The organism is Parasphaerochaeta coccoides DSM 17374, assembly GCF_000208385.1.
Taxonomy (GTDB): domain Bacteria; phylum Spirochaetota; class Spirochaetia; order Sphaerochaetales; family Sphaerochaetaceae; genus Parasphaerochaeta; species Parasphaerochaeta coccoides.
Map to the genome: position 1 here is coordinate 1,668,939 of NC_015436.1, position 13,205 is coordinate 1,682,143.

A 13,205-nucleotide genomic window follows, 5' to 3' on the forward strand; every position below is an offset into this window, starting at 1 on the left:
TCTTTCCCTTCCTACTTTCCTTGCGGAATACGAACGACTATACCATGTTCACGAAGAAAAATCTTCAACTGATTCATCTCGACTTCATGAAAATGAAAGATTGATGCGGCAAGCGCGGCGTCAGCACATCCCTTGTCAAATACTTCAAAGAAATGTTCCATGTTTCCCGCTCCCCCGCTGGCAATCACCGGCACGGAACAGGATGAAGCTACCTTCCTGGTCAGTTCAATGTCAAAACCGTCCTTGGTTCCATCTTTGTCCATTGAAGTAAGCAGGATTTCCCCGGCTCCTCGCGCGGCGGCTTCACGTACCCATGAAAGCGCGTCCATGCCCGCGGGAGTACGGCCTCCGTCAAGATACACCTCCCACCCATCCTCACCGTCCGGCAAGCGGAACCGTGAACTGCGGCGGGCATCCACGGCGCAGACGACGCATTGGGAACCATAGCGGCGGGCAAGCCGTTCCAGCAACGCGGGGTCACGCACTGCGGCACTGTTCACGGATATCTTATCCGCGCCGGAAGACAGCAGGACATCAACGTCGGCATCCGTCCTGATGCCTCCACCTACAGTAAAAGGAATGTCAATGCGCCGCGCTATCTTCTCGACCAAAGCACTGAAGGTCGAACGTCCTTCTACCGTGGCAGTGATGTCGAGGAATACCAATTCATCCGCTCCGCATGCCGCGTAAGCGGCTCCCAGCTCCACAGGATCACCAGCATCCCTCAAGCCGATGAAGTTGATGCCCTTGACTGTCCTCCCATCACGGACATCCAGACAGGGAATGATTCTTTTTGCCAGCATCTCATGCCTCCTTTTCCAGCTGAGCCTGGAGCAATCCCAGCTCGTCAAGAGTGAAACGTCCTTCATACAGCGCCTTGCCTACTATGACACCATGCAGTCCTAAAGCCGCCAGTTGTCTTATATCGGCCAAGGCAGCTATTCCTCCGCTGGCTATCAGCATGAGCTTCCTGTTCCGGCGTACAGCCTCCGCGGACAGGCTCGCGTACAACTCACAGGAAGGACCGGAAAGCATACCGTCACGGGATATGTCAGTTGAAATGACCGTCGTAAAGCCAGAGTCAAGATAGTCTCCGACAAAGTCACTCACAGGGAGCGAAGATACTTTTTTCCATCCATGGGTCGCAATATAGCCATCATGGGAGTCGGCGCCTAAAATAAGCACATCCGCTCCAAATTCATCCAGCCATGACAGGACCGTGGCCCGGTCGGAGGCCGCCATGCTTCCACACGTCACCTGCCGCGCACCTGCCGCAAGTGCGGCTCGGAGACTGGTGGAATTTTTGATGCCTCCCCCAAAATCAATATGGAGGGATGTCGCGTCCGCTATCCGTTCCAAGACAGCAAGGTTCTTCGGCTCCCCACCAGCAGCCCCGTCAAGATCGACCATGTGGAGACGTTTCAGCCCAGCTCTCTCGCAAGAGAGGGCAAATGAAAGCGGATCAAGATCATAGGAAACTTGCCGGGAGAAATCTCCCTGGCTCAGACGGACGATTCTGCCGTCACGTATATCCATGGCAGGTATCAGATACATATGGCTTCACCTCCCTGGGCAAGAAAATTCTTCAAGACCTGGGCTCCGGCAGGACCGCTTTTCTCCGGATGAAACTGTACACCGGCATGGTTTCCAATGCGCAGGGCAGCGGAAAACGTCACCCCAGCGTAGGGACATGTGGCGATTGTTCCCGTTTCAACAGGAACACGGTAGCTGTGGACAAAGTAGAACATTTCTCCTGATGGAATTGATGCAAATAGGGGGTCGTCAGCGGTGGGGGTGATGGAATTCCAGCCCATATGCGGTACTTTATTGTTAATATCTCCGTGTATCAATCCTACTTCGGAATTAAATATCCCCATACAGTCAGTTGAATTTTCCTCGCTCCACCGGCACATGAGTTGCATCCCCAGACAGATGCCCAGAAAAGGACGCGTGATTTTCTTCAAACTTTCATCAAGTCCGGCCTTTTTCAGGTACTCCATGGCGGTGGAGGCTTCCCCTACACCAGGAAAGATAACATGACTACAGGATGATAGCTTCTCCATGTCGTCACTTACTACTGATGTCACTCCCAGCCTGTCCAACGCGCACCGTACCGAGGTAATGTTTCCCGCTCCGTATTTCACGATTCCTACCATGTTATATTCCTCCCCGCCTTTTCCTATAAGACGCCTTTGGTGCTGGGCAGCCGGTCATCCCAAGGATACCGTTTGACAGCTTTGCGCAAGGCACGGGCAAAGGCTTTAAAGATGGCTTCAATCTGATGATGCGTGTTTCCCCGTGTCACCGAGATATGGAGATTACATTTCGCCGCGTCACTGAACGACTTGAAAAAATGCTCCACAAGCTCAGTTGGAAAAGTCCCGACATATTCGCGGGCAAAAGTGGCATCCCAGACAAAATATGGTCTGCCGGAAAAGTCAAGCGCTACATCAGCCCTCACTTCGTCCATAGTGAGAATCTCAAAACCGTACCGGGAAATACCTCTTTTATCTCCCAATGCTTCAACACAAGCCTGACCAAGTACCAGAGCCGTGTCCTCGACTGTATGATGTTCATCCACATCTATGTCTCCCTGTACATCCATGTCCATGTCCCAACCGCTATGGCGGACGATTTGGCTGAGCATATGATCAAAGAACGGCAGTCCGGTATGAACATGACCACCTGTTCTGCCGTCAAGGTTCAGGGAAAGGGTAATGCGCGTCTCCGCTGTCATGCGTTTCACTTCCGCAGTACGGGAAGTCCGGATGGTTTCGGTTCCCGTGATGGTTCCGGTGATGAACGAAGCCACTTGACGCCAGTCATTGCTGACAAGTGCCAGAGTCTCCCCCAACCCCGCGTTCTCCGCGTCTTGTCTCATGGCAGACGGAGCAAAGAGGATTGCGCGGCACCCAAGGTTCTTCGCCAGCACCACATCAGTCAGACGGTCTCCAATGACCAGGGAATGTTCCATATCGTATCCGTTTTCCTTTGTATAAGCGGAGAGCATGCCTATGCCAGGCTTGCGCCCTGTACAGTTATCGGCGGGAAGGGACAGGTCGATATGCTGCGCGGAGAAAACAATGCCCTCCCCCTCAAGGGTCGAGACAATCCTCCGGTGTACCGGGAGAAAATCATTCATGGGAAATGAAGGCGTCCCGACGCCATCTTGGTTGCTCACCATGACAAATTCCAGGTCGGTCATGTCAGCAATTGTTTTCAGCGCACCGAACACTCCAGGAATCCAGATGATCTTACCGTAGCTATCCACTTGATCTTCTTTTACAACAACTCCATCCCTGTCAAGGAATAGAACTACTTTATAAGGAGTGCTTACCATTACATGTCCTCCTGCTGATCCGCTTTCATGCGGTCATATTCCTTCAAAGCGGCAAGCACTTCGTCATTTTCCTCACGGCTTCCCACGGTAATCCTGACGCATCCTGCGCACCCCTGTTCCCTGTTCCTGTTGCGGATGATGATTCCCTTGTTCCTCAGACAGGCGGTCATGGAATCCGCGTCATCAGTCTTCACCAGCAGGAAATTCGCATCACTCGGATAGACTGTACGTATACAGGAAAAGGAGGGCAATGACTTTTCCATCCTTTTCCTTTCCTCCAAGACCTGCGTGACCATTTTATGGACACCATCCCTGTCATCCAGGGCACGCAGAGCAAGCTTCTGGGAAGGTGAACCGAGATTATAGGGGTATGCCACAGCGCGGGCAAGTTTCATCAAGGAAGGATGTCCCATCATGAAACCCACCCTGGCTCCCGCCAATGCCCATGCTTTGGATAAAGTGCGCATCACTACGAGACGGGGATTCTTCTCCAAAAGGGACAATGCGGACGGCACAGTTGAAAAATCAGCATACGCTTCATCAACCACCGTGATGCCATCAAAAGCCTCGGCAAGGGCGGCAATCGTCCCCGGCGGAAAAGCATTGCCGGTAGGATTGTTCGGCGAACAGAGAAAAAGTATCTTTGGCCGGCCTTTCTTCTCCATCCTTTCTCCCTGATTTTCCCGCTCCCCCTGATTTTCCGTTCCACCAGAAGACAATTTTTCCACGGCAGCACGTGCAAAATCACAATCCAGGGTGAAATCAGCCGCAAGTGGAATCTTCTGCACCGTGACATCATTGATATGGGCAAAGACTTCATATGCTCCATAGGTCGGGGAAAGAGTGATGATGCTGTCCTTTCCGGAAACACAGAGCACCCTGATAAGGACATCAATCAGTTCATCGCTTCCGCTTCCTGATATTATACAATCTTCTTTTATTCCGATAACGGAAGAATACTTTTGAATTAATTCATGGGCAGAGGGGTCGGGGTATCTGTTTATCCCCGGTTCGGCAATCAAGGCTTTCCATGACTCATTGGCATCAAGGGAGACTCTGGCGACACCTGTAAATTCATTGCGTGCCGAACTGTATGGGATCAGATCGCGCATGGCCGGCCTGACCAGTTCCTTCAACCATGGTTCATCTATTCTCATGTCTTTCCTCCTTGGGGAATAGTTTCCCGCAACAGGTTCATCCGCGTCCTTACGGCTTGCGCATGCGCTTGCAACCCTTCCCCCTCAGCCATGGCGACTATGGTCGGGGCAAGTCTTTCCAATCCTTCACGGGAAAGCTCCTGGACAGTAATCTTCTTGTAGAAGGTATCCAGGCTTACTCCACTGTAGGAATGAGCCCACCCACCGGTAGGCAGGGTGTGATTGGTTCCTGAAGCATAGTCACCGGCGGATTCCGGAGACCAGGAGCCAAGGAATATTGAGCCCGCGTTAGTGATTTCCTTTTCATAATCCACTGGCATTTCCGTCTGGATGATGAGATGCTCAGCCGCATAGAGATTGGCAATACCGACAGCCTCCGCCATCTTCTTGACCACGATTGCCCTGCTATGACCCAGGGATGATGAAATATAGCCCAAACGTCCTGACTCTCCCGCCATTCTTTCCAGCCACGTGTCCACGTAGTCAAGGAAAGCATCAGCTTTCACTGTGTCCGGTTCAACCAAGACCAGGATTGCCTGGCTGTCAGACCCATGCTCAGCTTGGCTCAACAGGTCAACTGCCACGAAGTCGGGACGCGCGGTTCCGTCCGCCAGAACCATGACTTCCGAAGGCCCGGCAGGCATGTCTATGGCTGTTCCGTCCATGGAAGCTCTTTGCTTGGCATAGGTGACATATGTGTTGCCCGGTCCCAGAACCTTATGGCAGCGGGGTACTGATTCCGTCCCGTATGCCATTGCAGCTATGGCCTGCGCTCCACCCACGGTGAATATCCGTGTCACTCCCGCAAGACGCGCAGCGTACAGGATGGCCGGATGAACCGTACCGTTTGGAGATGGCGGGGTACAGAGGATGATTTCCTTGCAACCGGCTATGGAGGCAGGCACGGCAAGCATCAGGACGGTAGAGAACAGAGGCGCGGTTCCGCCGGGGATGTAGATGCCGACCTTTTCCAGGGGAACGGACTTACGCCAGCAGGTCACGCCCGGCATTGTCTCAACCCTTTGCGGAAATGGCATCTGCGCTTCATGGAAAGTACGTATGTTCCTTGCGGCGACGCTTAACGCTTCCTTTAGGTCATCGCTCATAAGGATTCCCGTCTCAACAATGAATCTATCTCTTTCTTCCATAGATATTTCCAATGTTTGTAAGTATGCCTTATCAAATTCTTTCTCATAGGTGAATAATGCGCTGTCCCCTTGCGAACGCACGGTGTCCATGATTCTGTCCACGCTCATGCGGACATCCTCATATGATGTTTCAGGACGGGAACAGAGAGCTTCCCATTCCCCGGATCCCGGATAGTAAGCACGCCTTATGAATAGTCTTCCCATAGTCTACTCCGTCAGTTTCTCAATAGGTGTGACAAGGATTCCTTGGGCGCCAAGTTCCCTGAGTTTCTCAAAGATGTCCCAGAAAGTGTCTTCCGCGACCACCATTTGCACGGAAACCCACCCTTCTTCAAGCAGCGGCGTGACCGTAGGGCTTTTCATCCCTCCCGCAATCTTTGATACCGCGGTCACATGGTCAGCGGGCAGGTTGAACATGATGTACTTGTAAGATTTTGCCCTGATTACCGAATCAATCCTCAGCAGGAGACGTTCAAGAATAACCTGTCGGGGCGATGCTTCGCTCATGAAGCCTTGGCGGGAAACCATCACCGCCGTGGAGCTGTAGAGAGGCTCAACTTCACGCAGGCCGTTCATCAGGAGCGTCGTGCCTGAACTGACCAGGTCGCAGATGGCATCAGCAATACCCGCGGCTGGCGCTATCTCCACCGAACCGGAAAGATAGCAGATTTTGGCCGTGACCCCGCGTTCTTCCAGGATTCTTCCCAGGATGTTGGGATAGCTGGTGGCAATACGCTTGCCCGCAAGCCATTGCAGGCCACCGTAGGGGAAATCCCGTGGCACAGCCACAGAGAGCCGGCACTGGGCAAATCCTAAATCCCGCACAATCTCCAAATCATCCGGACATCGTTCATCCAGCTCGTTGCGTCCCACTATACCTATGTCAGCGACACCATCGCGGACATACGCTGGGATATCATCGTCCCGAACAAAAAGGAACTCAAGGGGAAAATTGCGTGCATGCTCTTTGAGCAAGCGGGAGTCCGAACCAAAGGAAATCCCGCACCCGGCTATGATTTCAAGCGATTTCTCGCTCAACCTCCCTGTTTTCTGGACAGCCAGCCTCAATCTCTCCGTCCCTTCCATGATTCCCCCCTGAACCGGCGTGATACCGGAAAAATATAAAAAAAACCTCCGACAGAGCGGAGGTTCCTATGACAAGACAACCACACACCTGTCAGCTGCGACTTCCGGGAAAATGGTGATGATGGTGTGCGTTGCGTACTTTCTTCATGATGGAATCAACAATACCGGCCGACATCGTACAATGTCAAGACAGCACCCCCTCCTTTCAGGTTTCTTTCGGCAATCCTTCCCGCAATCCTAGGAACGAACCTCAAAATCGCCTTCCGTCACATTGTTTTCCTGAGTGGCACGGAGTGAAGAACGCACGGACAGGGAGACAAGAACCCTGACCAGGCCGATGACAATGATGACCAAACCTATGACCAGTCCGGCAAAGCGTGCAAAGAAATGGGGATAGAGGAACAGCAGGACGGAAACAAGCAGGCATACCGCAGCTTCCCATATCAAGGGTAACGCAGGAAGACCCGCCCGCCGGAACTGCACGGCATTCCACACGGACATGAGGCCGGAGATAGCCATATCGACGGCAAGGGCGTACAGGAGTATTTCCAACCATGAGGAAGCGGCCCTGGAAAATGTCATGATGACAGCCACCACGCCGACTATGATATTGAGGATGGATTTGATGATTGCGGAAGTGTACGGACTCTTGTTACCTTGGTAGGAGGAAAGAGACAGGAGGGTACGGACACCGGAAATCACTGCCAAGGCACCGACCAGAATGACAATTGCATTCATGACCTTTTCAGTCTGGAGCAGGAAGAAGATTCCAATGCCAATAATGATTATCCCCAGAATCAGGCCAAGAAGCCAGTTTGTACGCTTTTTGCTCATCTCATTCCTCCTCCTTGCATGGGGCAGAACGTATAGGTATGATGTGAAAATTACCATCCCCATCATGACAGATGACCGGCCATGAGTAAAGTACAACAGGAGCAGGGCATGAAATATCCCATAGTATTCATTGACGCGGACGATACGCTCCTTGATTTTCCCGCCGGGGAAGTCATGGCTTTCACCATGTGCATGCACGACCTTGGCATTGATGGCATGGCTGCCGAGGCATTCAGCATCTACAAGACAATGAACGCCGCTATATGGAAGGAACATGAACAGGGGCTTATCTCCATAGAGGTTCTGAAGACAGAACGCTTCTCTCGGTTTTTCACATACATGGGGATTGATGCTCCAGCGGAAAAAGCTGGCAGGCTTTTTCTTGAACATTTAGGGGAATCAGACCATCTTATTCCTGGGGCGATCAGTCTTCTGGAGACCCTCCACGGGATGGGCGTCCGGCTCTATCTGGCGACGAACGGGTACCCCGAAGTCCAGCATTCTCGTCTGGAACGCACTGGCATCCGGAAATATTTCTCAGGAGTGGGAATCAGCGGAGAAATGGGTTTCAGGAAACCGGACGTCCGTTTCTTTGAAGTCCTTCACACAATAGCCGGAACACAAGATTGTCGTCAGGATGTCTTGATGGTCGGGGACAGTCTCTCCAGCGACATAGCCGGAGGCATCAATGCCGGTCTGGATACATGTTGGTTCAACCAGTACGGATTGAACTTTCCGCCGGATGTCCGCCCTACTTATGACGTACACAATCTTTCCGACATTGTCCGGGTAGTTGCTGGCGTTGCCATCTCGTAAGAGGACAATCTATTCTTTCACTGTCGGGGGTTGCCCGGCAAGAAAAACGTCCTGACCTTCTATGCCTTCCATCGTCACATCGATTACCGTGAGTTTGTTGGGGCCGATGGTGGTCGAAAAACCATAGGCGCCGTATCCAATGTCCGGATGTACCCAAAAGCGATAGCGGGAGCCTGTGTTCATCAACATCAGACCCTCGCGCAAACCTGTGGACAGCGAAACGTCGGACAGTGACGTGGTCATGGCCGTATCCCCTGACGCATCGACAAGGGTCCCGTCGAGCAGAGATATGTTGTAGATGAGCTTCACCGTGTCTTGGAGGACGGGATGTTGGCCGCTCCCTTCCTTCAGCACTCTGTACTGGAGTCCGCTAGGGGTGGTCAGGATATTCTCCTTGTTCTTGTTTTCCTCAAGGAAAGCATTGGCTTCGGCAAGATTGGCGCGTGCCAGCTTTTCATTTTCCATCTGCGCTCTGGCCAGCAGGATGTCATTGTATTCGGCAAACAGGGTCTGGATTTCCGCCGCGCTGAAGTACCCCGACCCGGTTTCCGCGGCATCAAGGAGCCCTTTGGCAAGATACATGGGATTGATGTCCATTTGCTGGCGCATGGCGGTATCCATGAGAAGGTATCCGTATGCATAGCTGAATCTGTCAACGAATGTTTCGGGACGCAAGAGGTTTCTGATAGGATCGAGGACAAGTGGCGGCAGTTCAATGAGCGCTGTTTCCCCGGAGGCCGTGGTCGCGTTCACCGAAATGGAGACTGTGGGAAAAGAAGTCAGTGCCGTAGCCATGGAGGTCTGTCCTCCGGTGGGGCGCGTACATCCAAGGGTAAGTACAGAAAAAAGCACAGCACAGGAAAAAGCCACTACGGGAAAAACCGTATTCTTCATCAATCGCATCTTCCTTTTTGATAAATCAACACTGCATGCTGTACCGTCCGTCCCCACCCCACAGGAACGGCAGCTTTGAACGACACTGTCGGTGCCATCCCTTCCGAGAATATAACAAAATATCCGCATGGTCTAGAAAAATCCAAATTTAGGTTCACCTTCGTTCCACTCTGGTTTGCTTTGCGAATCCTCGTGTTATCCACTTTACCACCAATCAAAACTAATCAAACCAAAACCTTGAAGGTCAATATTCATTTTACCCAAGGAAACTCACTTCCGCATACCAGCATACTACCTAGACCAACAGTCACGTGAAAGATATAGTAACAACCATGGATATAACCCTGTCAGCCGGGAAAGCATCCGGTACGACCCACATACCGTCATCGAAAAGTCAGACGATACGCGCCCTGTTGATAGCAGCCATGGCCGAAGGAACAAGCATCATACGCAACCCTCTGTACAGCGCGGATACCCGCGCCTGCATGAAGCTCTGCGAACAGTTCGGCGCTCACCTTGAATACCATGACGACCGGATAATCCTGACATCGGGAACACCATCTGAAGGCCCTTTGTTCATTGACTGCGGGAACAGCGGCACGACCCTCTACCTTGGAGTAGGACTTGCCGCACGAGCAGGAACCCCCACTACCTTCACAGGAGACTCACAGCTCCGTTCCCGTCCCGTCGGTGCCCTTTTGAGCAGTCTGGCTGACCTGGGAGCAAGCATAACCGACCCATCGGGGAACTCCGGGATACCGGACACCCCGCCCTTCACCATCACCGGCCCCCTGAAAGGTGGCACGACATCAATCATCAGCACCACAAGCCAGTATCTCAGCGGACTTCTCATTGCATGCACAGCAAGTGAGGGCGATGTAGTCATAGAAGTTCCGCTACTATATGAGAAACCTTACGTTGGCATCACTTTGGACTGGTTGGACAGACAAAACATTTCCTATACCGCATCCAGGAGCCTTGACCTTTTCAAAGTTCCCGGAGGACAACGCTTTTCCCCGTTCGACCACTATATCTCCGGCGACTTCAGCTCCGCTTCCTTCTTTTTCTGCGCCGCCGCCGTCAGCGGCACATCCATCACCGTCACAGGACTGGACAGGAACGATCCTCAGGGAGACAAGCATATCCTGGACATCCTTTCTGCCATGGGATGTGCCGTTTCATGGAATACCTGCGCGGTGACAGTGACCGGCCCCGCGTCAGGACGCCTCAGAGCGGGCAGCTTTGACCTGAACACCATGCCTGACGCCCTGCCCGTCCTGGCTGTAGCCGCATGCTTCGCTGACGGAACAGTCACCTTGGGAAACGTTCCCCAGGCACGCATCAAGGAAACTGACCGCATTGCCGTAATGTATGAAAACCTGTCAGCCATAGGAGCTTGCATAGAAGAAAAAGAAGACGGCCTGACCATCACCGGATCCAGTTCACTGCGGGGAGGAATTGTAAGCGGACATGACGACCATCGCATCATCATGGCCATGGCCATAGCATCCTTGAGATGCTCCCAACCCCTGACCATACAGGGGATTGATGCCGTATCAGTCACCTTCCCCTCATTTTTCACCACATTCCACGCCTTATATACCACCGAGGAGGTACACTATGAAGATATATGACCTGCGCAGCGATACTGTGACATTGCCTGATCCAAACATGAGGAAAGCCATGTATGAGGCAGAAGTTGGAGACGATGTCTACCATGAGGACCCCTCGGTCAACCGGCTCCAGGACATGGCAGCGGAAATTACGGGCACTGAAGCGGCTCTTTTCGTGACATCCGGTTCAATGGGAAACCTCATCCCTCTCTATGTCAATGCCGGACGGGGAACGGAAGTCCTGGCTGCCTCCCAATCCCACATCATCCAGCATGAAGTCGGCGCCATATCCGCCATAGCGGGAACCATGCCCATCGGCATTTCTGTTCCCAGGGGTATACTGACCGTGGATGCAATAAAGGATGCGGTCAAACCGCTGAGCTACGACCTGGCACGAACCGCCATGCTCGAAATTGAGAACACCATTGGCGGATACCCTTATGACCTGGAGAACGTCACGGCACTGGCCGCCTTTGCCCACAAAAAGAACATGACGGTCCATATGGACGGCGCACGCATATTCAACGCGGCTACTGCTACAGGAATGTCGGTTTCCGCCTATGTCCACGGTGTGGACACCATGACCTTCTGTCTTTCCAAAGGACTGGGAGCTCCTGTCGGCTCACTGCTCTGCGGCTCACTACCCTTCATCGAGGCTGCCATGAGAGTGCGCAAGATACTCGGTGGGGGAATGCGTCAGAGCGGTATTTTGGCGGCAGCGGGCATATATGCCCTGGAACACAATGTAAAACGTCTTTCCCAAGACCACGAGCATGCCACCGTTCTGGCGCAGACGCTCCACGCCAGCGGATGGGCGAACGTTGACATGGAAGGGGTGAAGACAAACATCATCTTCTTCACCGTGCCGGGAATGTCCGAGGAAGACGCCGTGTCATGGCTGGCCGAAGCAGGCATCCGTGTAGGGATTGACGGAGGCAAGATACGGTTGGTCACCAACCTGAACATCACCGATGACGACGTACAGGATATCATTGTGAAGCTGGAGCGCATGGCTCCACCGTGCAAACAAACATCCGGGGAGAAACGATGAGCGAATCACATTATGACTTCGACAGTTTTGTAGACCGTTCGGAAACTAATTCCATCAAATTCAGTCCGCGGGCAATCCAGTCCGTCTGCGGTAATCCTCACGCTCACCCGTTCTGGGTCGCGGACATGGATTTCAGGGTAGAGAAGAACATCAGCGATGAAGTGACGAAACTTGCCAAAAGCGGCCTGTACGGATATCCAACCAACACAGAGACGGAGAAGAGCTTTGTAGACTGGGCACGACGCTGGCACGGGTGGGAAGTCAATCCTTCCTATGTTGTCGCGGCACGGGGCATGCTGAGTTCCATAGCGGCATTAACTGAATTGATGACCAATGCCGGAGAGGGAATCATTGTCCCGACACCTGCCTACCAGCCCTTCCTCCGCATCACACGGTTGACAGGTCGGTGCTTAATTGACCTCCCGCTGGTATGGTCAGAGGAACAGTGTTCTTACACCATGGATTTTGCCCTTCTTGAAGAACAATGTTCCCGTCCGGACACTACGCTGATGATACTTTGTTCCCCTCATAATCCTTACGGCAAGATATGGACGGAGCAAGAACTCCGGGCAATAGCCGACATCACGAGCCGCCACAATGTTGCTGTGATCAGCGATGAAATCCATGCGGATCTCATCTATCCGGGAGAAAAGCATATCCCTTTCGTCACCATTGCCCGTGACTACGCCATGGCCGCAGTCACCTGCATGGCTCCCTCCAAGACATTCAATATTGCCGGGGAACACATCTCTATGGTCATCTTCAACGACATCACGCTCCGCAACGAGTTCACCGCCCGCCAACTCTTGCTGTGCGAGCATGAGCTTTCCCTCTTTTCCCTCACCGTGGGCAAAGCAGCGTATAAGTACGGGGAACCATGGCTGAAGGAGCTGGTCGTCTACCTCAAGGAAACCGCGGACTTCATCACCCGCTATGTAGCAGAACATATTCCGGGAGTCACGTTCATCACCCCGCATGCCTCATTCGTCGGAGTCCTGGACTGTACCGGGCTTCTGCCTCTCGCGCAGGCCGATGCCATAGCATTCCCAGCACTGTATGACCCACGCATCAGTCCTTCAGGCGGCGTTCTTTCCCGTTTCTTCGGACAGAGAGCGTCCGTGGCGGTGAACGACGGCACCTGGTTCGGAGGGGAAGCATACAATGCCATGGTGCGTTTCAACTTTGGAACCCAACGAAGCACTATAGCTGAAGCCCTGCAAAGGATGCGCACCGCAGTGCTTGCCGCCCAAAAGTACCTTTGATGCG

General features: G+C 52.9%; 13 protein-coding genes. 4 read left to right on the forward strand and 9 right to left on the reverse strand.

Going from position 1 to position 13,205, the window contains the following annotated elements; all coding sequences use genetic code 11:
• Positions 1 to 11: 11 nt before the first annotated feature.
• The 8 genes from hisF to SPICO_RS07290 all read right to left on the reverse strand — a co-directional run bounded on the left by hisF (position 12) and on the right by SPICO_RS07290 (position 7,565).
• Positions 12 to 803 carry an imidazole glycerol phosphate synthase subunit HisF gene (gene hisF, locus SPICO_RS07255; protein ID WP_013740020.1) on the reverse strand — a complete coding sequence of 264 codons (792 nt, stop codon included), beginning with the start codon at positions 801 to 803 and terminating at the stop codon, positions 12 to 14.
• Position 804: 1 nt separating this feature from the next.
• Positions 805 to 1,554: a 1-(5-phosphoribosyl)-5-[(5-phosphoribosylamino)methylideneamino]imidazole-4-carboxamide isomerase gene (locus SPICO_RS07260; RefSeq protein WP_013740021.1), complete on the reverse strand. Its 750-nt coding sequence runs from the start codon at positions 1,552 to 1,554 to the stop codon at positions 805 to 807.
• Positions 1,545 to 2,156 (reverse strand): imidazole glycerol phosphate synthase subunit HisH, encoded by a 612-nt coding sequence (hisH, locus tag SPICO_RS07265; RefSeq protein WP_013740022.1) that lies wholly within the window; start codon positions 2,154 to 2,156, stop codon positions 1,545 to 1,547. The genes SPICO_RS07260 and hisH overlap by 10 nt, the downstream gene beginning before the upstream one ends.
• A 23-nt stretch (positions 2,157 to 2,179) precedes the next feature.
• Positions 2,180 to 3,340, reverse strand: a complete 1,161-nt coding sequence (gene hisB, locus SPICO_RS10615) for an imidazoleglycerol-phosphate dehydratase HisB (protein ID WP_013740023.1) — start codon at positions 3,338 to 3,340, stop codon at positions 2,180 to 2,182.
• On the reverse strand, positions 3,340 to 4,497 hold the full coding sequence (hisC, locus tag SPICO_RS07275) for a histidinol-phosphate transaminase (protein WP_013740024.1): 1,158 nt from the start codon (positions 4,495 to 4,497) through the stop codon (positions 3,340 to 3,342). The genes hisB and hisC overlap by 1 nt, the downstream gene beginning before the upstream one ends.
• Positions 4,494 to 5,849, reverse strand: coding sequence for a histidinol dehydrogenase (gene hisD, locus SPICO_RS07280; RefSeq protein ID WP_013740025.1), 1,356 nt, complete (start codon positions 5,847 to 5,849; stop codon positions 4,494 to 4,496). Before hisD ends, hisC begins: the two co-directional genes overlap by 4 nt.
• A 3-nt stretch (positions 5,850 to 5,852) precedes the next feature.
• On the reverse strand, positions 5,853 to 6,731 hold the full coding sequence (hisG, locus tag SPICO_RS07285; protein WP_013740026.1) for an ATP phosphoribosyltransferase: 879 nt from the start codon (positions 6,729 to 6,731) through the stop codon (positions 5,853 to 5,855).
• 237 nt (positions 6,732 to 6,968) lie between these two features.
• Positions 6,969 to 7,565 (reverse strand): DUF308 domain-containing protein, encoded by a 597-nt coding sequence (locus SPICO_RS07290; protein WP_013740027.1) that lies wholly within the window; start codon positions 7,563 to 7,565, stop codon positions 6,969 to 6,971.
• A 108-nt stretch (positions 7,566 to 7,673) separates the two neighbouring features.
• Between SPICO_RS07290 and SPICO_RS07295 the strand changes: the two genes are divergently transcribed.
• Positions 7,674 to 8,381 carry a YjjG family noncanonical pyrimidine nucleotidase gene (locus tag SPICO_RS07295; protein ID WP_013740028.1) on the forward strand — a complete coding sequence of 236 codons (708 nt, stop codon included), beginning with the start codon at positions 7,674 to 7,676 and terminating at the stop codon, positions 8,379 to 8,381.
• A 9-nt stretch (positions 8,382 to 8,390) separates the two neighbouring features.
• On the opposite strand, the gene SPICO_RS07300 is transcribed toward SPICO_RS07295, so the two are convergent.
• The gene (locus tag SPICO_RS07300; RefSeq protein ID WP_052295854.1) at positions 8,391 to 9,275 is read right to left on the reverse strand and encodes an FKBP-type peptidyl-prolyl cis-trans isomerase; all 885 of its coding nucleotides are present in this window, start codon (positions 9,273 to 9,275) and stop codon (positions 8,391 to 8,393) included.
• A 332-nt stretch (positions 9,276 to 9,607) separates the two neighbouring features.
• Between SPICO_RS07300 and aroA the strand changes: the two genes are divergently transcribed.
• Genes aroA through SPICO_RS07315 form a run of 3 tightly spaced genes read left to right on the forward strand, consistent with a single transcriptional unit; the run spans position 9,608 to position 13,201 of the window.
• Positions 9,608 to 10,909, forward strand: coding sequence for a 3-phosphoshikimate 1-carboxyvinyltransferase (aroA, locus tag SPICO_RS07305; protein ID WP_013740030.1), 1,302 nt, complete (start codon positions 9,608 to 9,610; stop codon positions 10,907 to 10,909).
• The gene (locus SPICO_RS07310; RefSeq protein ID WP_013740031.1) at positions 10,896 to 11,939 is read left to right on the forward strand and encodes a threonine aldolase family protein; all 1,044 of its coding nucleotides are present in this window, start codon (positions 10,896 to 10,898) and stop codon (positions 11,937 to 11,939) included. The genes aroA and SPICO_RS07310 overlap by 14 nt, the downstream gene beginning before the upstream one ends.
• A complete protein-coding gene (locus SPICO_RS07315) occupies positions 11,936 to 13,201 on the forward strand; it encodes a MalY/PatB family protein (protein ID WP_013740032.1) in 1,266 nt (421 codons plus the stop codon). Before SPICO_RS07310 ends, SPICO_RS07315 begins: the two co-directional genes overlap by 4 nt.
• Positions 13,202 to 13,205: the final 4 nt, after the last annotated feature.

Bases quoted from the DNA above. Each gene is read 5' to 3' on its own strand.
- SPICO_RS07310 (WP_013740031.1), top strand. From the start codon at position 10,896: ATGAAGATATATGACCTGCGCAGCGATACTGTGACATTGCCTGATCCA.
- hisD (WP_013740025.1), bottom strand. From the start codon at position 5,849: ATGGGAAGACTATTCATAAGGCGTGCTTACTATCCGGGATCCGGGGAA.
- SPICO_RS07315 (WP_013740032.1), top strand. From the start codon at position 11,936: ATGAGCGAATCACATTATGACTTCGACAGTTTTGTAGACCGTTCGGAA.
- SPICO_RS07260 (WP_013740021.1), bottom strand. From the start codon at position 1,554: ATGTATCTGATACCTGCCATGGATATACGTGACGGCAGAATCGTCCGT.
- hisB (WP_013740023.1), bottom strand. From the start codon at position 3,340: ATGGTAAGCACTCCTTATAAAGTAGTTCTATTCCTTGACAGGGATGGA.
- SPICO_RS07290 (WP_013740027.1), bottom strand. From the start codon at position 7,565: ATGAGCAAAAAGCGTACAAACTGGCTTCTTGGCCTGATTCTGGGGATA.
- hisF (WP_013740020.1), bottom strand. From the start codon at position 803: ATGCTGGCAAAAAGAATCATTCCCTGTCTGGATGTCCGTGATGGGAGG.
- SPICO_RS07300 (WP_052295854.1), bottom strand. From the start codon at position 9,275: ATGAAGAATACGGTTTTTCCCGTAGTGGCTTTTTCCTGTGCTGTGCTT.
- hisC (WP_013740024.1), bottom strand. From the start codon at position 4,497: ATGAGAATAGATGAACCATGGTTGAAGGAACTGGTCAGGCCGGCCATG.
- aroA (WP_013740030.1), top strand. From the start codon at position 9,608: ATGGATATAACCCTGTCAGCCGGGAAAGCATCCGGTACGACCCACATA.
- hisG (WP_013740026.1), bottom strand. From the start codon at position 6,731: ATGGAAGGGACGGAGAGATTGAGGCTGGCTGTCCAGAAAACAGGGAGG.
- SPICO_RS07295 (WP_013740028.1), top strand. From the start codon at position 7,674: ATGAAATATCCCATAGTATTCATTGACGCGGACGATACGCTCCTTGAT.
- hisH (WP_013740022.1), bottom strand. From the start codon at position 2,156: ATGGTAGGAATCGTGAAATACGGAGCGGGAAACATTACCTCGGTACGG.